20 protein-coding genes, 2 pseudogenes and 1 riboswitch are annotated in these 23569 nt (G+C 47.4%); of the genes and pseudogenes, 15 read left to right on the forward strand and 7 right to left on the reverse strand.

Annotated features, from left to right (window positions below; genetic code table 11):
• Window positions 1-209: 209 nt before the first annotated feature.
• From BLT35_RS20290 to BLT35_RS20305, 4 genes are read left to right on the forward strand one after another with little or no spacing between them, the layout of a single operon-like run.
• Window positions 210-1010 carry a glycosyltransferase family 2 protein gene (locus BLT35_RS20290; RefSeq protein ID WP_083351365.1) on the forward strand — a complete coding sequence of 267 codons (801 nt, stop codon included), beginning with the start codon at window positions 210-212 and terminating at the stop codon, window positions 1008-1010.
• Between the two features lies 1 nt (window position 1011).
• Window positions 1012-2052, forward strand: a complete 1041-nt coding sequence (locus BLT35_RS20295; RefSeq protein WP_062408281.1) for a glycosyltransferase — start codon at window positions 1012-1014, stop codon at window positions 2050-2052.
• Window positions 2053-2075: 23 nt separating this feature from the next.
• On the forward strand, window positions 2076-2843 hold the full coding sequence (locus tag BLT35_RS20300; RefSeq protein ID WP_074729616.1) for a sulfotransferase domain-containing protein: 768 nt from the start codon (window positions 2076-2078) through the stop codon (window positions 2841-2843).
• A 20-nt stretch (window positions 2844-2863) separates the two neighbouring features.
• Window positions 2864-4327 carry a glycosyltransferase family 4 protein gene (locus BLT35_RS20305; protein WP_302848198.1) on the forward strand — a complete coding sequence of 488 codons (1464 nt, stop codon included), beginning with the start codon at window positions 2864-2866 and terminating at the stop codon, window positions 4325-4327.
• A gap of 72 nt (window positions 4328-4399) precedes the next feature.
• On the opposite strand, the gene BLT35_RS20310 is transcribed toward BLT35_RS20305, so the two are convergent.
• Together BLT35_RS20310 and BLT35_RS20315 are read right to left on the reverse strand one after the other, a co-directional pair.
• Window positions 4400-4963, reverse strand: coding sequence for a class I SAM-dependent methyltransferase (locus tag BLT35_RS20310; RefSeq protein ID WP_074729618.1), 564 nt, complete (start codon window positions 4961-4963; stop codon window positions 4400-4402).
• Window positions 4964-5008: 45 nt separating this feature from the next.
• On the reverse strand, window positions 5009-6265 hold the full coding sequence (locus tag BLT35_RS20315) for a glycosyltransferase family 4 protein (protein ID WP_254777632.1): 1257 nt from the start codon (window positions 6263-6265) through the stop codon (window positions 5009-5011).
• Between the two features lie 78 nt (window positions 6266-6343).
• Here BLT35_RS20315 and BLT35_RS20320 point away from each other — a divergent pair, with 78 nt between their 5' ends.
• Complete coding sequence (locus BLT35_RS20320; protein ID WP_074729619.1) at window positions 6344-7201, forward strand: glycosyltransferase family 2 protein; 858 nt, start codon at window positions 6344-6346, stop codon at window positions 7199-7201.
• A 120-nt stretch (window positions 7202-7321) separates the two neighbouring features.
• Here BLT35_RS20320 and BLT35_RS20325 read toward each other — a convergent pair whose 3' ends face one another.
• A complete protein-coding gene (locus BLT35_RS20325) occupies window positions 7322-8242 on the reverse strand; it encodes a GT-B fold glycosyltransferase domain-containing protein (RefSeq protein ID WP_254777633.1) in 921 nt (306 codons plus the stop codon).
• 205 nt (window positions 8243-8447) lie between these two features.
• Here BLT35_RS20325 and BLT35_RS20330 point away from each other — a divergent pair, with 205 nt between their 5' ends.
• From BLT35_RS20330 to BLT35_RS20345, 4 genes and pseudogenes are all read left to right on the forward strand, one after another.
• Entirely contained in the window at window positions 8448-9416 is a 969-nt protein-coding gene (locus tag BLT35_RS20330; protein ID WP_062408287.1) for a metal ABC transporter solute-binding protein, Zn/Mn family, read from the forward strand.
• A 24-nt stretch (window positions 9417-9440) separates the two neighbouring features.
• Window positions 9441-10201, forward strand: a pseudogene (locus tag BLT35_RS20335) (metal ABC transporter ATP-binding protein).
• Between the two features lie 5 nt (window positions 10202-10206).
• Window positions 10207-11135 (forward strand): annotated as a pseudogene (locus BLT35_RS20340) (metal ABC transporter permease).
• Window positions 11132-12022: a metal ABC transporter permease gene (locus tag BLT35_RS20345; RefSeq protein WP_074729621.1), complete on the forward strand. Its 891-nt coding sequence runs from the start codon at window positions 11132-11134 to the stop codon at window positions 12020-12022. The pseudogene BLT35_RS20340 and the gene BLT35_RS20345 overlap by 4 nt, the downstream one beginning before the upstream one ends.
• 61 nt (window positions 12023-12083) lie before the next feature.
• Here the strand turns inward: BLT35_RS20345 and BLT35_RS20350 are convergent, their stop codons facing one another.
• On the reverse strand, window positions 12084-12431 hold the full coding sequence (locus BLT35_RS20350) for a hypothetical protein (protein ID WP_054817263.1): 348 nt from the start codon (window positions 12429-12431) through the stop codon (window positions 12084-12086).
• A 214-nt stretch (window positions 12432-12645) separates the two neighbouring features.
• On the opposite strand from BLT35_RS20350, the gene BLT35_RS20355 reads away from it, so the two are divergent.
• The 3 genes from BLT35_RS20355 to BLT35_RS20365 are packed head-to-tail and all read left to right on the forward strand — an operon-like array spanning window position 12646 to window position 16688.
• Window positions 12646-13188, forward strand: coding sequence for a GrpB family protein (locus BLT35_RS20355; RefSeq protein WP_054817264.1), 543 nt, complete (start codon window positions 12646-12648; stop codon window positions 13186-13188).
• Entirely contained in the window at window positions 13185-14903 is a 1719-nt protein-coding gene (locus BLT35_RS20360; protein WP_062408290.1) for a stalk domain-containing protein, read from the forward strand. Before BLT35_RS20355 ends, BLT35_RS20360 begins: the two co-directional genes overlap by 4 nt.
• A 24-nt stretch (window positions 14904-14927) precedes the next feature.
• Window positions 14928-16688, forward strand: coding sequence for a stalk domain-containing protein (locus tag BLT35_RS20365; protein WP_074729622.1), 1761 nt, complete (start codon window positions 14928-14930; stop codon window positions 16686-16688).
• 177 nt (window positions 16689-16865) lie between these two features.
• On the opposite strand, the gene BLT35_RS20370 is transcribed toward BLT35_RS20365, so the two are convergent.
• Window positions 16866-17849, reverse strand: a complete 984-nt coding sequence (locus BLT35_RS20370) for a glycosyltransferase family 4 protein (protein WP_175472024.1) — start codon at window positions 17847-17849, stop codon at window positions 16866-16868.
• A 237-nt stretch (window positions 17850-18086) separates the two neighbouring features.
• Window positions 18087-18845: a cysteine hydrolase family protein gene (locus tag BLT35_RS20375; RefSeq protein ID WP_074729623.1), complete on the reverse strand. Its 759-nt coding sequence runs from the start codon at window positions 18843-18845 to the stop codon at window positions 18087-18089.
• Window positions 18846-19158: 313 nt separating this feature from the next.
• Window positions 19159-19326, forward strand: a riboswitch (cyclic di-AMP (ydaO/yuaA leader).
• Between the two features lie 164 nt (window positions 19327-19490).
• Here BLT35_RS20375 and BLT35_RS27145 point away from each other — a divergent pair.
• From BLT35_RS27145 to BLT35_RS20395, 3 genes are all read left to right on the forward strand, one after another.
• Window positions 19491-19646, forward strand: coding sequence for a hypothetical protein (locus BLT35_RS27145; RefSeq protein WP_175472025.1), 156 nt, complete (start codon window positions 19491-19493; stop codon window positions 19644-19646).
• 89 nt (window positions 19647-19735) lie between these two features.
• Complete coding sequence (locus tag BLT35_RS20390) at window positions 19736-20974, forward strand: DUF445 domain-containing protein (protein WP_074729626.1); 1239 nt, start codon at window positions 19736-19738, stop codon at window positions 20972-20974.
• Window positions 20975-21163: 189 nt separating this feature from the next.
• Entirely contained in the window at window positions 21164-22258 is a 1095-nt protein-coding gene (locus BLT35_RS20395) for an ABC transporter substrate-binding protein (protein ID WP_139170835.1), read from the forward strand.
• Between the two features lie 88 nt (window positions 22259-22346).
• Here BLT35_RS20395 and BLT35_RS20400 read toward each other — a convergent pair whose 3' ends face one another.
• The gene (locus BLT35_RS20400; RefSeq protein ID WP_074729627.1) at window positions 22347-23243 is read right to left on the reverse strand and encodes a LysR family transcriptional regulator; all 897 of its coding nucleotides are present in this window, start codon (window positions 23241-23243) and stop codon (window positions 22347-22349) included.
• Between the last annotated feature and the right edge of the window lie 326 nt (window positions 23244-23569).

A 23569-nucleotide genomic window follows, 5' to 3' on the forward strand; every position in this document is an offset into this window, starting at 1 on the left:
CAGCAAACTAAATAAGAACATTTGTTCTTGTTATCAGATTCACCAATCCATCAAACACCTCTATCAGCAGAGGTGTTATTTTTTTACCTGCGATAGGGGTTGCCCAAAAAGAGCTTTTCTAAACAAAAGCCCTTCTCACGATGGAAGAAAATTCATAGGATATGGAAAGTACAGGTTATCCTTTAGCACAAAGGAGCTGAAACCTAGTGATGAAGCAGACGACTGCGAACAAACCGAAATCAAAGCGGCCGGTGAAAACATTCTTTCATAACAGCGAGGCGCCCAAGGTTTCCGTTATCATTCCCGTGATGAACGAAATCAAGACGCTCGGCCATGTTATCCGGGCAGCCAGCCGGGTTCACTCCAAAACGGAAGTTATCGTGGTAGCTAATGGATCGACGGACGGCTCTGAAGAGCTGGCAGAGCTGTCAGGGACAAGAGTCATCAGTTTCAAACAGCCGTTAGGGCATGATGTCGGCAGAGCGATCGGGGCGATGGAAGCGAAGGGGGATATTTTAGTATTTACGGACGGCGATATCAAGGTTTCAACGTCAATGCTCACTCCTTTGGTGGCGGCGATTAAGAATGGGGCGGATATCGCCCTGAATAACCATTCAGGTCCAATATATAAAAAAGAGGTACACAGTGTTGTACTTGCTAAATACGCATTGAACGTCATGTTATCCCGTTCCGATCTCAAAGGAGCGTCCATGACGACGATTCCTCATGCCATGGCAAGAAAAGCGCTTGCGATGATTGGAGCCGGAGCGTTAGCCGTTCCGCCTTTAGCCATGGCCATAGCCGTGCAGAAAGGGCTTAAAATCAGGCGGGTGAATCGTGTGCCGGTAGGGAAGATGAACCGGAAACGGAACAGGATCAAAAACGGTTTTGATCCATTGGCGGAATTGATCATTGGCGACCATCTGGAAGCTATGGAAAGGGTGATTCAAGCCACAGACGCCAGGGGCGGCATACCTGATCTACCCAATAAGAGGCATTTGGTGAGGTGAGATGATGATGCGTAAGGTAACGGCAAAAAGAAAGAGGGTATTCAAAAAAACGCTCGGCCGCTCGGCCCAAACCCGGCCAACCACCTTGGCGAAATGGAGGGTACGCTGCTTTAAAGCCGGTTGGGGGGATGCCATAACCCAACCGATAAACGGAGAGGCCTATCCTCAAAAAGCCTTGAATGAGCTGTGGATTCGTCACTGCGAAAGACTTTTTCCCGGAAAAATCAATTGGAAAAAATACAAGGCAGCGGTACAAGGTTATATGGACGGATATTGTCAAAGCTCCGGCTTATCCTTAAAAGAAGGACTGTTGATACCCGTCCAAGGTTCCGTATCCGCCGTTATTATGGCCATGAATGAGGAAGACACCGTCGTTAACTGGATTGAGCAATTAAACCGGCTTCCGTTAGATGAAATTATTGTGATGGTCCATGATGTAAACCAATCCTTGCTGAGCAAGGTTGGCAAACACTCCAAAGCGATTATTGTCCATGATAAGAAGCAGTCGGGAGATGATGCGGGACGGGCTCTGGGCTCCCAAATGACCGATTCGGATATTGTGCTGTTTCTGGACGGGGATATCCCCATGAAAGCTGAACAATTGCTTCCCTTTATTCATGCGGTAGGCGAAGGGATGGATATAGCTTTAAACGATATTACTCCCTATCTCCCCGTATTTGCTCATTGGGACCAACCTACGATCATGAAATATTTTCTGAATTGCTGCCTGAAAAGACAGGAACTGGGGGCCAATTCGCTGAACACGTTTCCCCACGCCTTGTCGCGAAGAGCCCTGGAAGCGGTAGGTCGGGCATTATCTGTCCCGCCGAAGGCTCAAGCCATGGCCATCCTGCAGGGGCTTCGAGTAGGAACGGCGGCAAGCATCAATGTGATTGCCAAAACGAACAAGGCAATGGATCATCAAGTGCGGCAATTGATCATAGGCGACCATATTGAAGCCGTCAATTTGGCTATAAGCATGGGAGGCAGCCGGCTTTCATTTTCCGATAATTACCGGAAGCGAAATCTCCTCAACGCCTGAAACTTCAGCCGGAGAAAGAGGTGATGACGATCAAGATGCCGAAAGCAGTACTGCTTGGGGTGCCCGACAGCGGTATTCACATTTTAAATGAACTGGTTTCGGGGATGCCTCCGTTACGTCCGGGCGGTTGGATCAACCAATGGGAGGAAGATGTATATGCAAGACTGAAAACCATAAGGGATGGAGAGGTGTGGGCCGGTTATCTCGATTACAGCCGGGAAATGAAGCAATGGCTGGACGACCATCGGATTCGCAGAATCTTTATTTATCGCGATCCCAGAGATGTCCTATTAGACCAGCTTTCTTTTATTCTCAACGAAGACAACAAACATCTGTATTATCCATATTTCACAAGACATATGAAATCCTTGGATGAACGGCTAATGAAGATGATTACCGGGTTTTACGATACGAGAGCTAACGCCCGGCGTTACGGTCTTCAACATATAGGATATAGTAATATAAACCATGTATTTATCCCTTATTTGCGCTGGCTGCAGGATCCGAACCTATGTACGATCCCGTATGAAAATTTGGTAAATGCCCCATCCGGTTATTTGGCTGAGATGCATCGGATAGCGGACTATTTATGGAAAGATACCCGGCTCCCGGAACGTTCAAAGACGGAATATCTTCAGCGTTTGCAGGACGCTCCGGTGTCTCAGGCGCTTCAGCATGCCACAACGGGGGAGTGGAAACGGTATTTTACGGATGAAATTAAACGTGTATTTAAACAGACGGCCGGAGAACTGTTAATTTATTTGGGATATGAATCGGATGACCATTGGTAACACGAGACGACTTAAAGCAGGTGAGCCCTTTGAAAATCTTGTTGGCCACATTTTGGCCGTTTCCACATTCCGGCGGCATCATTACGTACGTTTCAGTGGTAAGGAACACTCTTGAGAGCCAAGGTCATCAAGTGGATATTTTAGCCTCCCATCCCGATTCCCATCACCTGTACTTCATTAGTAAAGATCCGAAATGGAATGGAAAGTCAGTGAACAAAACAAAAATCCGGGATTTTATTGATCATGTCTTGAACCGGTATTTTAATAAGCATTTTCCGCATGTTGATCCATGGGTGATTTGGCAGGAAGCGGAACGGTATACATTTGAATTGGCTGCATCTTTATTCGATTTTGCTTCATATGATCTGATTCATACGCAGGATGTGATCAGCACACGCGCATTATCCAGAATTAAACCGCGGCACGTTCCCATCGTTGCCACCGTTCACGGTTTTTATTCTAAAGAATTGCTGCAGGATGAAGATATTTACAATGAAAATCGCAAATTGGCCAAAAAATGGTGGAAGTATCTTTGTGTAAAAGAATCTCTTGGAGCGGCTTCGGCAGAACAGATCATTATTCCCTCACAATGGCTCGCTAAGGAATTAAGCAAAGAAATTGCCATCCCGTATCCAAGAATGAATATTATCCCTTATGGCATCGATATGTCTTCTTTGCACCATCAACATAATCAACCTTTAGCCAACGATCATTCCGGGAAAATCGTGATCTCATGTATTGGTCGGCTCGTGCTTTTGAAAGGGCATGAAATACTGATCAATGCTTTAGGGCTATTGAAAGAACAACGTCATGATTTCATTTGTTGGATGATAGGAGACGGCATGCTCAAGACTGAGCTTGAGGTGTATGCAGGGCAAAAAGGATTGTCCGACCATATCATTTTCATGGGAGAGCGTAATGATGTTTCCACCCTGTTAAAAGAGACCGATATTGTTGTCGTCCCGTCTTTACATGATAATTTGCCGTTTGTTGTGATAGAAGCGCAGTTGGCCGGTAAACCCGTTATTGCATCTCATGTCGGAGGCATACCTGAAATGATCAGGCATAGAGAAACGGGGCTTCTTTTTGAAAAAGGAAGCAGCGTAGAGCTGGCGGAGCAATTGCTTGAATTGATGAACAATCCATCGCTGCGCCAACAATTGGGAGGTCATGCGCAAACATGGGGGATGACGCAATGGAACAACCGCAATATACTAACGAAAACGATCGACATCTATCATCGCGCGTTAGAGCAAATCCAAACCATACAGCCAACGACGGACACGATTCCAGAAGGGGAATATGGTCTGATCCGCCAACCGGGTATTCACCGGGATGATGTGGAAAGCATATTCAGGTTTGAGGTCGATATCCTTTTTTATACCCGGATTTGGAAAGAGCTCTTGCTGTATTTGCCCCGCGATTACTCGATACCGGATACCGCCGTCATGAAAACATTAGCCAACACTGGTTTGCCCGAATGACAGCACATCGTATCGCAATATGCCATCAGCATCAAAAATGACCCGGTTCAACCCCGGGTCATTTCCTATTTTTTAAAGCTTTCGCAGAACTAATAAGCTGTCATATATCATTACATACTCAAAATGCTCAGGCTTACAAAGTTCATTCACTGCATGGAGGACGCCTGGCCAATAATCGCAATAATCATGGAAAACGACCAATCCGCCCTGTACAACTCTGGGGGTATAATGAATAATGTCTTTTTTCACTGCAGCATATTCGTGGTCCCCATCAATAAATATCGCCGCTATGGATTTGGGGCAATCATCTAAAGCATGTTCACTATGCTTCTTTATGGGCATAATGACATGTTCAAGCCCATGCTGCTTAACATTATCCCAAAAATACTGAAAAGGGGGGACAACAAACGGGTCAATCGCATAGATCGGGCGTTTCTTAGAACTGATGAACGAACTTCCGAGAGCTAATGCAATGGTACTCTTTCCTTTAAATGATCCGATCTCGACGATATCTCCGGACAGATGGTCAACGGACGGAGGCAAGTGTAATAATGCAAGCTGCTCATATGCTGTCAGCCACCCCTCGATACTGTCTACGATGGATAAAAGCTCTTTGATGCTTTTGATGGATTTCATATTTCATTGAGCCTCCTTATTGCAAACCGGCAGCCAAAGGATCGGTTATAAAGAATCGATTTGCTCCTTCAGCTTTTTCGCAATTCCTTCCCAGCTGTATGTTTGGTTTACATAGCTCTGCCCATGGAGGGCGATTTTTTCCAGTAAAGCTTTATTTCCTGATATTCGGTTTAAAGTCATTGCAAAATTCTCCTTTTCAGCATGGAGATAATGTGTTCCCTGGACGAGATGTAAACCTCTTACACCCACTTGGGTAGAAACCAATGGAATTCCGGCAGACAAAAATTCCAATGTTTTTATATTTGTCCCAGTACCAAAAGATGCGGGATTAATAGCGATATTCACTTCGGAAAATAGCTGCAATTTTTCTTTTTCATCAATTTGACCCAATAGGTTTATATTTTTCTTATCCACATGGGAAAAATCATCACCACATGGACCGGCGATGATAAAATCCATATGTCCGCACAGGTCTGCCAATTGAGAAATAATAAAATGTACAATCTCAATATTCGGTTGATGCATACTCCCGATAAAAAAGGCTGTTACCCTTGCATTGCCGGTCCGCTTCTTTTTTCTTGGCTTCCATGCTCCGGGATGAATTCCATTTGGCGCAATTTTGATTTTGGAAGGATCGGATGAAAAGGCCTTGATAAAGCCGTCTCTTTCCTGTTCCGACGTTGCGAAAACCAGCGTGGCCTGCCGAACCAGTGTTTCTTCCAGCCGGGTTACGAGTTTAATATAGTCATGAGAACGCGCTCCATACCAAACATGCTTTGCAAATTCGGATTCGAGGTTATGGCTGTTGTATATCCTCGGTTTGTGATCCGAACCGAAATGAACGTCATGTTTCAGTAAGAAAGGGGAGTCATGAATGATGATATCCGCGGTTGGATAAAGGCGATGATAGTAGTGGAGGAATGTACGTGCAGGTTCGTCGATGAGGGCACAACACAGAGCGGCATGAGTAGAGAATTCCGGTCCTGTACCTTCAGACTTCAATTGTTCGGTAATCCGATAATGAGCATCTTCCACGGGCATTCTGAACTCTCTAAACGTATCGGAGTAATGGATAACCTCCACCTTGGGTGTAAATTTCTGGGATAATAATGTAATATCGTAGCATTGGCTTAATTGATGGTAAATGTGAAAATATCGAAGCACGCCGCCGGTATCCGGAGGGAAAATGGTGGGGAAATGATTCATCACCAACAGGTTTCTCAATGAGCACACCTCGCAATGCATGTCGTTTATTCCTTGTTTAAGGCCGGCATACCAGGCATGGTTAATGGAATTAGGCATCGATTGGCGGGTTGTTACGTCTCCTTTCACTCATTTATTTCATATCATATTACACATCAAAGAAAAGGTGAGGATGGCATGGGTCCAACAACACAATCCATCGAACGGTTATTCAAAAGTATAGTTGCCATTAAATCTGCTGAGGATGAAAAAAAGAGTATATCAGAGCTTTTGGATATTCCGGATTACGGCAAATGTTTCTTGATGGGGTTAAGAGACAGATTTTCAAAAGGCCCTATGGAAGGTGTTACGATGATCACTTGTACGAATAAACCGGATTTTATAGGTAATATATTTCAGAATTATCAAAATCAATGTTGGAGCATCAAAGAGCTCATTATCATCTTAAACCGGGATGATATGGACGTCCATAGGTGGAAGAGAAGGGCCAAGAGATATGATCATGTATCCGTTTACCAATTGCCTCAAGAAGCCTCTTTGGGATATTGTTACAATTTTGCCGTAGAAAAGGCCCGTTATGATTATATTGCCACCTTTGATGACGATGATTTTTATGCTCCGCATTATTTGACCGATCTGATGCATGCCTTTCAATACACGGATGCAGACATTGTCGGGAAGCTCACCTATTATTTATATCTGGAAACCAAACAAATCCTTGCCATCCGGAACAAATTTCAAGAATATAAATATTTGGATGCCGATTCATTCTTAGATGGCGGGAAAAAAATCGTAAAAAGAAAAGTGTATGATCACGTTCGGAATCGGGATGTTTCCATTAACGAGGATGTATATTTTTGTCAAGACAGCATGGAAAAAGGGTTTAAAATCTTTTCGGCAGATAAGTATAATCTGGTTTATCTGAGAAGAAGCAATAAAGATAGCCATACATGGAAAGAAGATGACGATACCCTTTTAGGCTGGTGTTCCGTTGCCGCACGCACCAAACGCTATAAATCCAGAGTCATTATATAAACGCCGGTTCAACTTGAATCCCGATATGACAGGCCGCCGAGGGGAGCCCTTATACAGTCTGTCATATTGGGATTTTTATCGTAAAAACGATCCCTGGTTTATCTGAAGACTAAGGCCGCTTCAGCCTGATTGCGAATGATTTCCCAAGATCGCATTCACCTTGCTTATATATTGATCCGGCACGGTCATCCCCGTCGTTTTCAGCTTCCCATCCTCGGTTACATTGTGGTGGTAACTGAGAATATATGGATGAAGCTGATCAGCCCAGCCTTGATAAGCTCCATTAATATGAATGTTAAATTCAGCAGGCAGCAATTGTACGTCTGCTTTTAGATCTGCCAAAGCCATGGAGAGTGCGAATTGATCCGTGTAGTATTTGTGTTGGGCAAACCTGGTCCATTGCTCGTTAGAATGAAACGTGTCGGTAATCAAGTTGGCATAATGCAGCCATGCATTTCTTAGATTGCGTACATCCTTTCTTGGGATGAAAAGGACCGCGCTGTTGGCATGAACGGCCATTTCATCATTTGGCATGGCCAGACCAAAATGACCATACATATATTTCCATTCATTGATATCGAGCGGATCGAGTAACGAATCGCAGCGACGGATCGTATCTGCAGAAATTTCTGCAGAAAAATCCCGGGTTACGGCAGTATCACAGTCCAGCGCCACCATAACATCATAGTCGTCCTCGATTTCAAGCATTCTAATTTTGTTGCAGTGCCGTTGTAAATTGCTGTGGTAGGGTTTCACGATATGGATATGAACGCCCATCTTGTCCAGCTCATGAGAAATGGACTGATCCGCCTCATCAACGAAACAGGCTGCTAATTTTGCTTTTGCTAATTCACCTCCAAAGGTTTTAATCGTTTTAAATAACGTGAGCATTCTAAAGTGAAATAGGCGATTATTTTCTCCGACACAAGCAATTAACCATTTTGGCAATGTTATTCCTCCCCGTTTGCCTCCAAAGGGAAGCAGGTCTTTGATTTCTTTTGGGATGTGTTTAATCCAATGAATTGGCTTTACCACCATCATATGCGATAGTGGCTCAAAATCATTGGGTGTGTTCGATTTTTAAAGCGAAAATTTCTCCATCGTTCATATGACCATGTAAATTTTAACAAATATATTGCACAAAGGCAAAAATATTGTGTATACTCTATATTGTCGACTTAGGGCAATTTAATTGCCTGAATAAAAAAGTTTGTCCTACATAAACATTTGAGGGAGTGGATGAAACATGAATTCGGTACGAAGATTTCGCAAATCATTGGCGAAGCTGGCTTTTGTAGTGACCGTGCTTGCGGCAGTGGTCGTTCTGAATGCTTGCGGAGCCAAAGAGACCACGACAGACGAAGCCTCTTCCGGGGGAAAAGTGAAGGCGACGACTACGATCGGCATGATTACGGACATCGTTAAAAATGTCGGAGGAGAACATGTGGAAGTTACGGGAATCATGAAGGCGGGTGTGGATCCCCATCTGTACAAGGCATCCGAAGGAGACATCGGCAAGCTGGATCAAGCACAAATCATTTTCTATAACGGCCTTCATCTGGAAGGGAAAATGGTTGAGATTTTCGAAAAGATGGCCAAGGATAAGCCGACGGTTGCGGTGTCGAAAAACATCCCGGTTTCAAAGCTCAGAGCGGGCGACCCGGAGCAAGGAACCGAGCACGATCCGCACATCTGGTTCAATGTCCGGCATTGGATGACCGCTGCAGAGACGGTTCGTGACGAACTGGTCAAGTTCGATCCGGCCCATGCTGACGCTTACAAGAAAAACACGGAAGAATATTTGGCGAAGCTTAAGGAGCTGGATGCCTATGCCAAGGAACAAATCGCGTCCATTCCCGAGGGGCAGCGTGTGCTCGTGACGGCTCACGATGCGTTCGGTTATTTCGGCGATGCCTATTCGATCAAAGTGATGGGCCTGCAGGGGATCAGCACCGCTTCGGAAGCCGGAACCAAAGATGTGACCGAATTGCGGGACTATCTGGTCAATAACAAAATCAAAGCGGTCTTCATCGAATCGAGCGTACCGCGCAAAGCGATCGACGCCGTCATTCAGGGCGCGAAGGAAAAAGGCCACACGATTGTGATCGGCGGGGAACTGTTCTCCGACGCCATGGGTGAGGAGGGAACGCCGGAGGGAACCTATATCGGCATGGTTCGGCATAACGTCGATACGATCGTGAAAGCTTTGAAATAAACAAATAGGAGGAGAAGCAGCAATATGAGACATTCGCCTTTGGTGGTAAGCAACATGTCCGTCGCTTATCAGAAAAAGCCGGTTCTTCGCAATGTAACGTTCGAAGCGCCGGAAGGAAAGCTGATCGGCATCGTCGGTCCGAACGGGGCGGGGAAATCGACGCTGATCAAAGCGGCGCTCGGTCTGATTCCCCGGCTTGCCGGAGACGTGACGATTTACGGCAAACCCTATAAAGATCAAAGGATGCTGGTCGGCTATGTACCGCAGCGGGAATCGGTAGATTGGGATTTTCCGACAAATGCGCTGGATGTCGTGATGATGGGAAGATACGGGCATCTGGGGTGGTTTAAACGTCCCGGTGCGGAGGAAAAACGGATTGCGCTCGAATGTTTGGCCAAGGTTGGGATGACCGATTACGCCGACCGGCAAATCAGCCAGCTCTCCGGCGGACAGCAGCAGCGGATCTTCCTGGCGAGGGCGCTCGCGCAGGATGCGCAGCTGTACTTTATGGATGAACCGTTCGTCGGAGTGGATGCCGCTACCGAGAAAGCGATTATTACGCTGCTTGGCGAGTTGAAGCGGCAGGGGAAGACGGTTCTTGTCGTCCACCACGACCTGGCTACAGTCAAAGAATATTTCGACTGGGTCATGCTGCTTAACGTTCAGTAATCGAGTTCGGTCCGACGGAAACGGTCTTCACCAAGCCTAATCTGCAGCGGACGTATGGCGGCAAGTTAACCATTTTGGACCGCGATGACGAACCGATACTGATCCAATCGAGGTGACAGGAATGAACAGTTGGTTGAACATGTTTGCCGATCCGAACACCACATGGATTCTGCTGGGGTGCATGCTTTTGGGCCTGGGCAGCGGCATCATCGGCAGTTTCGCCTATTTGCGCAAGCAATCGCTCATGGGCGACGCGCTGGCGCATGCGGCTTTGCCGGGCGTATGCATCGCCTTTATGCTGACCGGTTCGAAATCGATTTTCGGCTTCCTGATCGGGGCGGCGGTCGCCGGCGTGGTTGCCACGCTCGCGATCGGCTTCATGACCCGCTACACACGCATCAAACAGGACTCGGCCATCGCGGCGGTTTTGTCCGTATTTTTCGGTTTCGGCATCATGCTGTTGACTGAAATTCAGCACAGCGGCACGGCAATCAGAGCGGACTGGACAAATTCTTGTTTGGGCAGGCGGCCACGATGGTATTATCCGACGTATATACGATGACGATCATCTCTGTACTGCTCATCGGTATGTGCACGCTTCTGTTTAAGGAGTTTAAGTTGATCAGCTTCGATCCGGGATTCGCCAGAGGACTCGGCTTGCCCGTCGGGCTGCTCGATCAGGCCATTATGGTTATGATCGTCGTAGCCGTTGTTGCCGGAATTCAAGCGGTCGGCGTCGTTCTGATGGCTGCGCTGCTCATTACTCCGGCGGTGTCGGCCCGTTATTGGACAGAAAAGCTCGGCGTAATGATGTGCTTGGCCGGCGTGTTCGGGGCGGTTTCCGGTTTGGTCGGCACATGGATCAGCACGGCAGGCGCCAATTTGCCGACGGGACCGCTCAGCGTCCTTTGCGCGACCGGATTGTTTATCGTATCGGTTGTTTTTGCTCCCCGAAGAGGGATGCTTTCGAAACTGCTGACCCGTCTTGCGGTGAAACGGAGGATGATGATCGAAAGTCCGATCACAGTCCGGGAGGGGGAATCGGCGTGAATACGTTGTATGTCATTCTGACCGGCGTATTGGTGGCGAGCGCTTGCGGTGTCGTCGGCTGCTTTCTTGTGCTGCGCAAAATGGCGATGATCGGCGATGCCATCAGCCATTCGGTTTTGCCCGGCATCGTCATCGCTTTTCTCATCAGCGGAAGCCGGGATTCCGTGGCGATGATGCTCGGAGCTGCCGCACTCGGGCTGCTGACCGTATTCCTGATCCAGATGTTCCAACAGAGCGGCGTGCAATCGGACGCCTCCATCGGAGTGGTATTTACGGCATTATTTGCGGTAGGTATCATGTTGGTGAGCTTGTACACACGCAATATCGATCTGGATCTCGACTGTGTTCTCTACGGAGAAATCGCCTATGTCCCCTGGAATACGATCGAGCTGTTGGGCGTCGACATCGGACCCAAAGCCGTCTGGCTGGTCGGTTTGGCTCTGGTGCTCAATGTGGCTGTCATCGGATTGTTTTACAAGCAGTTCAAGGTGTGCTCGTTCGATCCGGGACTCGCTGCGGCAGTCGGCATTCCGGTAGCGTTGTTCCATTACTTGCTGATGGGGCTCGTCTCGGTGACGACGGTCGCCTCCTTCGAGAGCGTCGGGGCCATCCTTGTGGTCGGCATGCTCGTCGTACCGCCATTGGCCGCTTATTTGATAACGGAAGTGCTGAGCCGGATGATCGTATACAGCGTTCTGATTGGCTCGGCCAGTGCGGTTGCGGGGTACTACTTGGCCAAATGGCTGGACGCTTCCATCGCGGCCAGCATGATTACGGTAGCGGGCGCGTTCCTGCTGCTTGCGATCCTGTTTTCGCCTACCCACGGGGTGGTGCCAAGAATCCTTCGCCAAAAACACCGGCTGCAGCAAGCAAACTCTGAGATATAACACGAACCCCCGTATCGAAAGATGCGGGGGTTCGTGTTTTGCGGCGGCCATTGCATTGCTTTTATTTGATTTTGGCAATAGCAAAACCGGCAAGGACAAGAGAAAGGCCTATCCATGTTTTCCAAGTCGGTATTTCTTTCAATAAGATAAACCCGATCAATAGGGAGATGAGGATTTCGAGGCCTTTGGATGCGACAAGCACGTAAGAAAGGTTTCCAATGGCCTTGTAGCCAAATTTAATGCCATACCCGATACACAGATTAATGAACAGGAACAGAGGGAGCACAAGCAATTGATACTTTAAAGTAGCCCAAAAATGCGGATCGATATGTTTGCTTTGATAACCATAGATAAAATTGACGCTGAATAATCCAGTTAAGAGTAAAAGCCCGCTGTATAAATAATACATTGTGAACCTCCTTGATTGGGATGAAGAAGAAGCCCGGCCTCATCTTTACTGTACCCAACAAAATTGCATTTATACAAAAAAACTCATTTTATGTAAAATAATGTCACAATTTCTTGCCCCTTGTTAAAAAAATGTAACGACTGCCGCCGCAATAAACCAAATTCATGGTACAATCTAGTGGGACTAATACAGAGAACATGGGATGGAGGCGTATATGCGGAAAACAGATATCGTTGCGTGGACTGAACGTTGGAACGAAATGTACCGTTCGGAATCGGAAAAAATCAAACGCATATTCATAGACGAAATGATAGACATCTATCATATCGGGAGTACATCCGTTCCGCAAATAGGATATGCTAAACCGATTATTGATATATTGGTAATCGTCAGAGATATTCATAAGGTCGACTTGTACAATCATGAAATGGCTGCGATCGGATACGCCTGCAGGGGCGAGCAAGGAATTGCCGGAAGACGCTATTTTACAAAGGGAGGGGATGCCAGAACCCATCATGTACATATATACGGGAATGGAAATATACATATTGATAGACATCTGAATTTTAAAGAATACTTACTTGCACACCCGGAAGTCGCGAAAAAATACGGTGAGCTAAAAAGAACATTGGCTGAAGCGTTTCCGGATAATGTACATAAATATCAAGAAGGCAAGGAATCATGGGTTGCGCAAATCGTGGAGCAATCCATGAAATGGGTTTTGAAGCAAAACACGAAAGGAGAAATAGGTTCTTGAACAAGAAACACCTGCTATCATTGACTCTGATCTTAGCGCTTTTGGCGGCCCGGGAGCATCCGGCGTCAGCTCAAGTATCCGGCACCAAGCTGCATTTGCAGCTGCAGGATGAGCAATTATCCGCGGCGGTCAACGGTTCGGCCGTATCTTTAGAGACGGCGGCTCGGATCGTGGACGGAAGCTTCTACATCCCGGTTCGTTGGGCTGCGCAGCAGCTTGGACTGGAGTTGAAGTGGAACGAGGAGCGCAGGACGGCGGGACTTACCACGCCAAGCGCCTATTTGGAGTGGGACTTGGCGCGCCAGACGGTCCGTGTCAACGGAGCTTCGATGCCTTTGAAGGAGACAGCCTTTATAAGTGATGGAGCACTGCTGGTCAAGCTGAGCTGGATCGCGCCCTACTTGCAAGTGCAATATGCATTTCAACCGGATCCCGGCCGTGTGGACATCGTCTACGTACAGCCGACGGATACCGCCTATCGGGAATCGGGCTACTCCGAGGACACCTTGCCGAATTCACGTCCCATCGCTGTATTTACTACCGATAAGCCGTCTTATCGGCTCGGCGAGCCGGTTTCTTATATTGATTTGAGCTATGACCCCGATGCCGAAGGGCTTCCGGAATATCGATGGACCGGCAACCAGCCGGCCTTCTTTGAACCGGGGATCTACTCCGTTACCTTGCAGGTGCGCGACGGGAACGGGAATTGGAGCGAGCCTGCAGTCCAGAGCGTGAAGGTGATCGATGAGCCCTATTTAAGCGCATCGGAATTTCCCTGGTATACCCGGCCGGCAGGCAGCGTCATCAAGGATGAAGCCGAACAATGGAATCGTGCGCTATCCGGTGCCCCTCAGCTACCGGCTATGGTGACGAAGTCCACGGAGAGAAAGCGAATTATCAGCGGGGAAAGTCAAATCATTCGAAATCCGGGACTCATTGGGAAGCAATCCGTAAACGGTAAAGCCCGCCTATTTATGCACCACAGCAACGGAATGGAGGAAAAGGTGCAGTTCGCAGCGGTCATACATAATCCGGACCCAAGCCAGACTCGAACGGTACATATCACGCGTGAAGGACTGCTTCAGCCGACCCTCTTGCATCGGGCTAATACCAAAGAAGCGGCGGTCAATTATATGACCCAGCCGGCCTTGAAGGAAAGCATCGAGGTGAAACCGGGGGAAACGGCGGTATTAAAACAGGTCGCTCTTGAGCCGGGGCAGGGCTTTGCTGCGATTCAGGACATCGAGGCGGACGGTCTGGCGGAAATCAGCTTTGTCGTCATGAAGGCGGACAAAACCGAAACCATGCAACCTTATGACTCCTATTTCGGAGCAGGTGCCGTCGGGACCGTTAATGATGCAGCTGATATACGTCTTGACGCGGATATCGACGGGAAGAGCTTGCCGGTGTTGTCCAAATGGACGCCGGACACCCCTCAGACCTCCGACAGAGGTACGGTGTATTCCTTGTACTTGTACCAACCGCATCAAGCCGTCATTGCCTTTCGGGCGAAGGATGGCTATGTCGACGGCATCTTAAAAGTAAATGGCCGGGTGCTGGCTTTGCCTCAAGGCGGCCTCACGGATCAGGACGGCATTTTTGTGGTTTACCGGCCGGAGGGCAGGGAGTCCGAAGTACATATCGAATGGTTGGCCGCTCCCGGCAGCACGTCTCCGGTCGAATGGATTTTTTATCCTTTGAAAGATAATAAGTAAACATAGAAAGGAATTCATGCGCTGATGCAACCATTACGTCAACTGTGGCTGACATTTGCTGCCGCTATCGCGATAGGGGTCGTGAGCGGACAAGCCTCGGCTGCCCCGGAGGACAGTCACTTGATCCTTTATCCCGGCAGTACGGCAGTTTATATCAACGGATCGAAAACGCAGGCTCAAGCGGCAACGCTTGAACTCGACGGAAGGATTTACTTGCCTGCCGCAGAGCTGAACAACTGGTTTGGCATTCCGGTGAAGTGGGACGGAGACAGGCAGGCGGTGCAAATCACGACGCCGAAGGCTTATCTGGAGTACTCGCTTGCCGACCGGACGGTTCTTGAGAACGGTACAGGCCGCAAGTGGGGCACCGATGCCGAGCTTCAGGGAAATCGGCTGTACATTGAAATGGCCGCGCTGCAGCAATATATTGCTTTTCATGGCAAGGTCGATCATGAGCTGAAACGGGTCGAGCTGCGCTATGTCAAGCCGGAGGCGAACCGGACGCGGTTTACCAACGATGCGGCGCCGAATGTCAAGCCTGTTGCCAAATTCACCGTGGACAAGGAAGCGTACCGGATCGGCGAACCGATTCATTACAGCAATCTCAGCTATGATCCGAAGGGAACGGAACTAAGAGACATTCAATGGATCGGTAATGCGCAGGCGATTTTCACTCCGGGACTGTACAAGGTTTCTCTCACGGTAAAAGACAGCCTTGGTAATGTCAGCGATACGTATTCCCGCAATATACTCGTCAAGAACGAGCCTTACTTGGATGCGTTTGAGCACAAGGTATATTACGCGCCTATTGGGACCTACGTCCGGGAGGAAGAAGCGGTGCTTCGCAAATATTTGCGCGGCATCCCGCAGATTCCCAAGCAGGAGCAGAAGCCTGCGGACCGTCCTCTGATTGTGAGCGACAGTCCGGAGACGTTTACGGAGAAAGGCTTTTTGTACCAGGAGAAAGTCAACGGGAAAGCCCGGTTGTATGCAACCCATGTCAACGGTACGGATCGAAAAATGAAATTTGCCATCATTGTACGAAATAGCGATCCTGTCCGCAGTGTTACGATCAAGACGACCAATCAAGGGGAGGTGTACCCTTCGATCTACGCTAACCTGATGGGCAATGAACCGACGATTGAGTTTCTGCAAGGGAAAAGGGCTGTGGAAACGATGGTGCTCAGGCCGTACGAAACGGCTTATTATAAAGTCATGCCTGATTTCTACCCTGGACAAGGGATGAATGTGCTCTATGATGTAGAGACGGACGGTGAGGTGTATTTTTCTTTCGCAGCGATGGAGCAGGAGGATGGGCTCGATACGATCGGCGTATTCCCGAGATTGGCTTATAAAGGGAATGTCCGAGGGACGTTCAGCGGTTCGGAAGTGCAATGGAACATCGATGCTTCCTCGATCCGGAGGCCTTCGAGCTTCGCGATCGGCGACGGCACGTCGGATCAATTTGTGACCGGAACGGACTTCTTCAGCCAGAAGCCTGCTCTCAATCTGGGCAACTACGGGGTGGTTTACAAAATCCATATCGATGCTCCGCCGAAAATGTCCGTGCTGATTCTTCCGCGCGGCGGCGTGTTTAGAGGTCCGTTCCTGGTGAATGGCAAAATCGTTCAAGCCCCGCCGTCGGGCGTCATGATGGATTATCAGGGATATACGATCATTGCCAGGACGAATGGGACCGAACCGTCGCTGGATCTGGAATTTTCTCCGGCCTCGGGATCGGCATTCCCGATCGACGTCATTTTTTATCCGCTTAATCGTAAATAAAACAAGGGTACCGCCTCTAAACGGTGATAAAGGAGTGCCGACCTCGGGTCAGCGCTCCTTTTTTAGTCGAATATACAGACCGCGGGAGGTCCGTGAGGTTTCCGCATATCGTTTTCTTATCTCCCCTATAATCAAGCGGAAAAGGTTTTTCGTTTTGTGGGGTCAGCGTTCAGGATTTCAATGTATCGGAGGAGGAAAAATAGCTTCCCACGATTGGGAAAGGGCGTAAAGCCTGCTTTCCTGGCCAAAATCCCATAACCGGTCCGGATATTCCAGCATAGATGTAATCGCATTTGCGAAAGCATCGGAATTACGGGGAGGACATAACAGGCCGGTTTTGCCGTATTGAATGATTTCCTGTACCCCGCCAGCTTTGGCTCCGATGACGGGAGTGCCTGATGCCATAGATTCCAGTACCACATTGCCAAAGGTTTCGGTGCCGGAAGGGAATACGAACAAGTCGGCCGACGCATACAGTTCGGCTAGATTCTCTCCTTTCATATAACCGGTAAAAGTAACATTCGATGGAGCTTCCGCTTTCAAATCTTTCAACAGCGGGCCGTCGCCGACCAACAGCCAGCGGACATTGCCGCTAACATAATCGGGTAATTTCTTCATCGTTTCAAGCAAAATGTCCAAATCCTTCTCAGGTGCCAAACGGCCAACATATAGGAAAATATAACGTTCGTCGATCTTATATTTTTCGCGGATCAATCCGGTTTTTTTATCGGGGTTGAAAAGACGGCAGTCCACTCCGCGCTTCCATAAGGCCACGTCTCGAATTCCATGTTCTTCCAATTTTCCGGCCGTTTCAACGGACGGAACAAAGGTGGCCAGACACGATTGGTGGAACCAGCGGATATAGCGCCATAACAGGGAAGAGGCGAATTGCAGGTGATAATAATTCAGATAGCGGTCAAAGTGCGTGTGGTAAGAGGCAACGTGAGGAATAGCATATTTTCTCCCATAATAAAGACCGCAAAGCCCTATATTAAAGGGCGTGGCGATATGGATCAGGTCGGGTTGAAATTGCTGGAGCTGGCTGTGGATCGTGAAATAATTGGGAAGCGCAATCCGGCATTCCGGATAGAGGATGAAGGGGAGGCTGCTAAAAGACAGGATATTGCTTGTGAAAAAATCCTCCTCCGTGCATTTGGGCACAAAAATCCGGAGTGAAATATTTCATTTTTCCAGATGTTCGACCAGTCTTTTTAACGTCAATGCAACCCCGTTCATTTGGGGCCAAAAGGTGTCGGAGAATAAAGCAATTCGCATCATACCCCTCCTCAACAATTGGATATAGTTTTAAAATACCTCATATTTATCAATCCATTGTCAGAGGAATATTAATTCGGAGTTAAATTAGCTGCGGGATATGGCAGCCTCCAAACTGGAGGCTTATCTTTGAATGGATTTCATTTTCTCTATAGTCTCCCTGGTTGACCATGAAGCGTTGGCAATCATGCGAAAATTGGTTTTTGCAGCCTTCTCCCCATCCAAGCCGTTTATTTTTGCGGAAGCTGTGGCATCGTGAACCACGGCCACTTCAAATCCTTGTTCAATGAGTTCGCGCATATGAGATTCAATGCACAGGTTTCCGGACATACCTGCAAGAATGACGCGGGTTATTCCCTGTTTTCGCAGCTGCAAAACCAAGTCGTTGGCTTCGGGTCCGAAAATTTTATGCGGACTGGTGATAATGGTTTGTCCATCTTCTAGATAAGGCTTATATTTATCCAGAAAGTCGGCACCCGAACCTTGATAGCCTTCAAGCGATAATGGACCTTTTCGCTGATACATTTTGATATCGTGCATCACATGTTCCATAGCACCCCCAAATAACCATTTTTGGTCATAGGGATAATAGTAATGAGGGGACACAAATACTTTAAACTTATTCTTTTTTGCTGTTTTTAATAATACTTCAATGTTCTCAATCGTGTGATTTTCAGCAACGCTGTCTTTCACTAAATTCCATGCTGCACCTTTCGGGCTTAAAAAGTCATTTTGCGGATCTGTGATCACCAAAGCGGTATGGCTTTGATCCACCTGCATTCCCGGCGATGAAAATGGTGCGGTTTGTGCTGCTGCAACACCATAAAGATCAACAAAGACAAGAAACGAAAACACAAAGGAACACTGCAGTATTTTTCTCATGAGGATTCCCCTTTCATGGGTATACTTGGTATACGCACCCTATTATGTGCTTTATTCCATGGCTTATTCAAATTCAGCTGGGAACAAAAAGGAATGGGAAAACAACTCCAATCCATTGGTTTTCAAGCATCCGCAACAGCCCGCAAACGCAAAAATCCTGAAATATAAAGAAAATCCATGAGATTTGAAGTAAAACAAAGAAAGCGATCTATAAAAGCGTCTCATTTACAAAGCAATTCATATCTAGCAAAGGTTTTATCCGATTTCTTGCTTTGCAATGTTGTCCTGTAAGGTGTAAGATTCAACCATTGAACATATCACCTTGCTGAATTTCCAAACAGGAAAACGGGGGAACCAATAAGGACATATATTTGGATGTCCATGGGGTGAATCGTGCAGGAACATGTTTATTCCGCACGTAGGGCTGCTCTCATAGCCCGAATCCGACAGCTAACCTCGTAAGCGTTGTATGAGAGAGGAGTTGAACGTGCTGTCTGCTGATAGGCAAACACAGAGCTCAAGCCTCTGTGTTTTTTTGTTGTCTAAAAACGGGATAGGTTGGAGGATGATTGATTAACAACACATTTGGAAACCATAAGTAAAGTTTCTTCCTGGAGATTTAAGGGTTTTTTTGTTGTGATGATCTTGTTTACAAAACTCCTTAATAACTACCTGAACATATCGGACGAACTGCGAATCGACATGGATGAGGAAAAAACAGTGATAAAAGGCAGCACGATCGTCGTTCCCGTAGCCGGCATTACCCGGGCTGCCGGTGAATTTGGAAGAAGAGGAAAATGACAATCGGCAAAAAGATAAAGATCATCACCTTACGTCGTGATCGCTACAGTGCCTTACCATCTCCATAAATAACCGGAAGGAGGCCGCAGATGAACTCAAGATATTTGGCCGGACTGTCATTGGCCTTCATGACCGGCGGCTTTTTAATCACTTTATTTCTTCAGGAGACTCCTTTGGTTGCTCTGTTGAAAGGCGGCTTTGAAGCCGGTTTGGTCGGCGGCATTGCGGATTGGTTTGCCGTGACCGCTCTTTTCCGTCATCCTTTCGGCATACCGGTGCCGCATACATCCTTACTCCTTAAGAATAGGGACAAAATTATCCAATCCTTGATTTTGGCGTTGGAAAATGAGCTGCTCAACAAACAAAGCATCGAAAACAAACTCCGGCAGCTCCAGCTTTTGCAGCTCGCTTCATCCTCTCTGGCTAAGCTGCTTGGCAAACGGAAGGTACGGGTAGGCCTATTGGATCTGTTGATCCGATGGGTTCACCGGTTGCCGCTCGAGAAAGCGATTCCTTATCTTCAGTCGGAAATAGCCGCTGCGATCCGAAGAGCGGATGTGGAATCTGCAGCCGATGCCATCCTGACGAAGGTGATCGAGAACAGATTCGACGAAAAGGCGTTGAATTACGTCCTGCATAAAGCATCCGACTGGGCGAAACGTCCGGATACCGGGATGATGTTGGGAAAGTTCGCAAGCGAAAAGCTCTCCGAAGTAAAAGCGGGGGGCTTAACGGGGTTTGCTTTACAGGCATTTGTCGGCTTCATGGATGAAGAAAAGCTTGGCAGCTTCCTCCAAAACTTAATGCTTTCAGGAATTCGGGGTCTCCAACATACAGATAATGCTTTCCGGAAGACCCTTGTTCAGGAAATCCGCATCCAACTGTCTCAACTAGCGGATAACGAGTTGCTTGTAGCGAATATGAAGGAATGGATCGTAAACCAATTGGAAGGAGCTCGCGGCGCAGTCTTCCTGCATGAGCGTTTGAGTGAAATCCGCAATCAATGGCTGGACAAGCTGGAGGAAGACCGTTTGAAGGGCGGCAGGGCGGTAATTACTGCTTACCGCTGGATCGTGCGCAATTTCAATCCCGAACAGGATTCGATGGCCGTTTGGGAAAATCGCTTGTTAGCTTACTTGATTGAATGGGTGGAAGCGAATCATTATCGCATCGGTCAACTCGTGAAAGAAAATTTGGATCAAATGGATGATGTAGCCTTGGTACGCATGCTGGAACACAAAGTCGGAAAGGACCTGCAGTGGATTCGGGTGAACGGAGCGCTGTGCGGTTTTGCGGTTGGCATCGTACTTTCGCTGATCCAGTTATAGAATATCTTCGGCGGCAGGCGTATTGAACGAGTCAGACTCCTGATGCGCAACTATGGTCCGATACGCCGCGCTTTTTTTGTCACCTTTTATCGATGTTAGCAATAACCGCTATCGTTAATTACGATTGAATGGATCCCAAGCATAAGCTACAGTAAATTTATTAAAGCGCTTTCATTAGGGGGTGGTGGTATGGGTAAGGTTTATCATGTGAAAAAAAGGTCCATATCGGCAGTTGCTGTTCTCTTGCTCCTAGTGACAATGTTTTTCGGTTGCGGGAACAGGGAGGAAGTCCAGGGAACCTCGACAGAACCGGCCAAACCAGAGCCGGCTAAAGCCGAACCGGTTTCTTTGAACATGGGCATGCTTAAGTTTACAAGCAATTCGCCTCTGTTTATCGCTTTGGAAAAAGGGTTCTTTAAAGAAGAGAACCTGGAAGTTCATGTGAAATGGTTCGAATCCTCCAATGCCGTCAATGTGGCTGTAGTATCGGGCGATTTGGACGTAGGCGGGGTCGGTTTTACCGCAGATTTGTACAACATGATGGCGGCCGGACAAAAAGTGACTATTGTATCCGACAAAGGAAGGGAACAGAAGGGCTACCCTTTCTCCGCAGTCATCGTGCATAAAGATTCTCCTTACCGGTCGGTGGAGGAATTGAAGGGAAAAAAAGCCGCTGTCACTACGATAGGCAGTACCAACCATTACATGCTGGGGCGTGTATTGGAGAAGTATGGATTGACCACAAAGGACGTTCAGTGGGTGCCGATGAACACCACAAGCGGTGTCATGGAAACCTTAAGGGGCAAGAACGCCGATGCCATCATCCTTAGTGAGCCCTATGCTTCGATAGCGATCAATCAGGGCTACGGCAGGGTGCTTGCGTGGGTGGCGGATGAAATCGACTATCAATCGTCGGGAATATTCTTTTCGCCGAAATTCATGACGAACAAGGATGCGGGCATCCGTTTTTTAAAGGCATATATCAAAGGAGCGCGTTACTATTACGATGCAGTGCTGACTCAAAAAGACGGCAAAAGGGTAAAAGGAGGGAATTATGACGAAGTGATCAAGATCGTGGCCAAATATACGGGGCAGAAGGAAGATCTTATTATGGGCTCATTGTCGTTCATTGACCCTGACGGCAGGATGAACGTGGACGATATCAAGACGCAGATCGACTGGTATGCCAAGGAAAAGCTGATCACCAAAGCCGTGGATACGAAGGAAATCATTAACACTGAAATGCTGGATGAAGCATTGAAGCTGGTGGGAAATAAACCATGAGAATCGACGTCTACTCTATTGAACATTGCCGGGGACTGTTGTCCCCCGGCAATGGTGAAACTTATTTCGACGGGCCGCAGCACGCTCACTACGAATTTAAAGTCCGGCTCATTTCCTTTAGGGTAAAGTCCCGGAAGAGACTGGCAGCCAAAGGCGGTCGTGTGGATTTTGGAATGGCCAGACCGCTTTGTCGTTCAAACATTTGTCTAATAGGCACAATAGAATTGTTAGGGTTGGACATGCAGCGGGCAACGCGGTATCCCATGAGCGCCACCCCAACGCCATCTTCCGCAAAACTTCGTATGATCTCGACATCGTTGGTATCAAAAATAACATTAGGCTCGAACCCTGCATCGTTACATGCATGAATCAAGGTATTACGAAACCAGGCATTCGTTTTTATCATCAAAAACTTTTCTCGTGATAAATCGCTCAGATCGACAAACGATTCATTGGCAAGCGGATGTTGGGAGGAAATAAGCATTACAATATGATCATTCATCAAGGGAAAGAAATCGATTTCAAAATGATTGGGAAAAGGCGAGTTAATAAAAGCAACATTGACCTTTTTTTCGCGTAACCCCTTCAGTAAATCATCCGTATTGGCCGTATGTATTTCAAAATCAATACCCGGATAAGTTCTAAAAAAGCTGGTAATAATTTTGTTCAAACCCAAACACGCCATATTAGGAAACACACCAATTTTGATGCTCCCCTTATCAAAACTTATATACTTCTGAATCGTTTCCCTGGATTGTTGAATCTCCGATACGATTCGCTGCGCATGAACAAGGAAATCCTCGCCGGCAGGGGTTAGTCGCACCGAACGGGAATAGCGTATGAATAATTTGACTCCCAATTCATCCTCAAGTTTCTTGATCTGCTGCGACAAAGTTGACTGGGATACGCATATTTCCAGTGAGGCGGTAGAAAAATTGCGGTATTTTTCAACGGCCAGAAAATATTCCAACTGATGAATTTCCATTTCGGTCACCCCTTATCGCAATTTGGGATATACGATTACGAGCACAATGCGCGGCCTATCTGATAAGGCCTCCCTTGGCCGGCTCTTTTCACAATGATAAATACCATTTATGGTAGCTTATACTATGTATACTAATTGAACCTATCTGTTTTGACAATATTTTGTATAAGAAAAACAGATTGATACAAAGGGATGGTTTTTGATAAATTCTCACTATCCCTTAGGAACAGAAAGTCCAGCGGTAATATGTCAAGTCCCTGATTCGTGGAAATTGGAAATTATTTTGGCCCAAAACGCGATGACTCAGGGAAAAAGGCAACACCAAA

Origin of the sequence: Paenibacillus naphthalenovorans (assembly GCF_900099895.1) — a bacterium.
GTDB lineage: Bacteria > Bacillota > Bacilli > Paenibacillales > NBRC-103111 > Paenibacillus_G > Paenibacillus_G naphthalenovorans.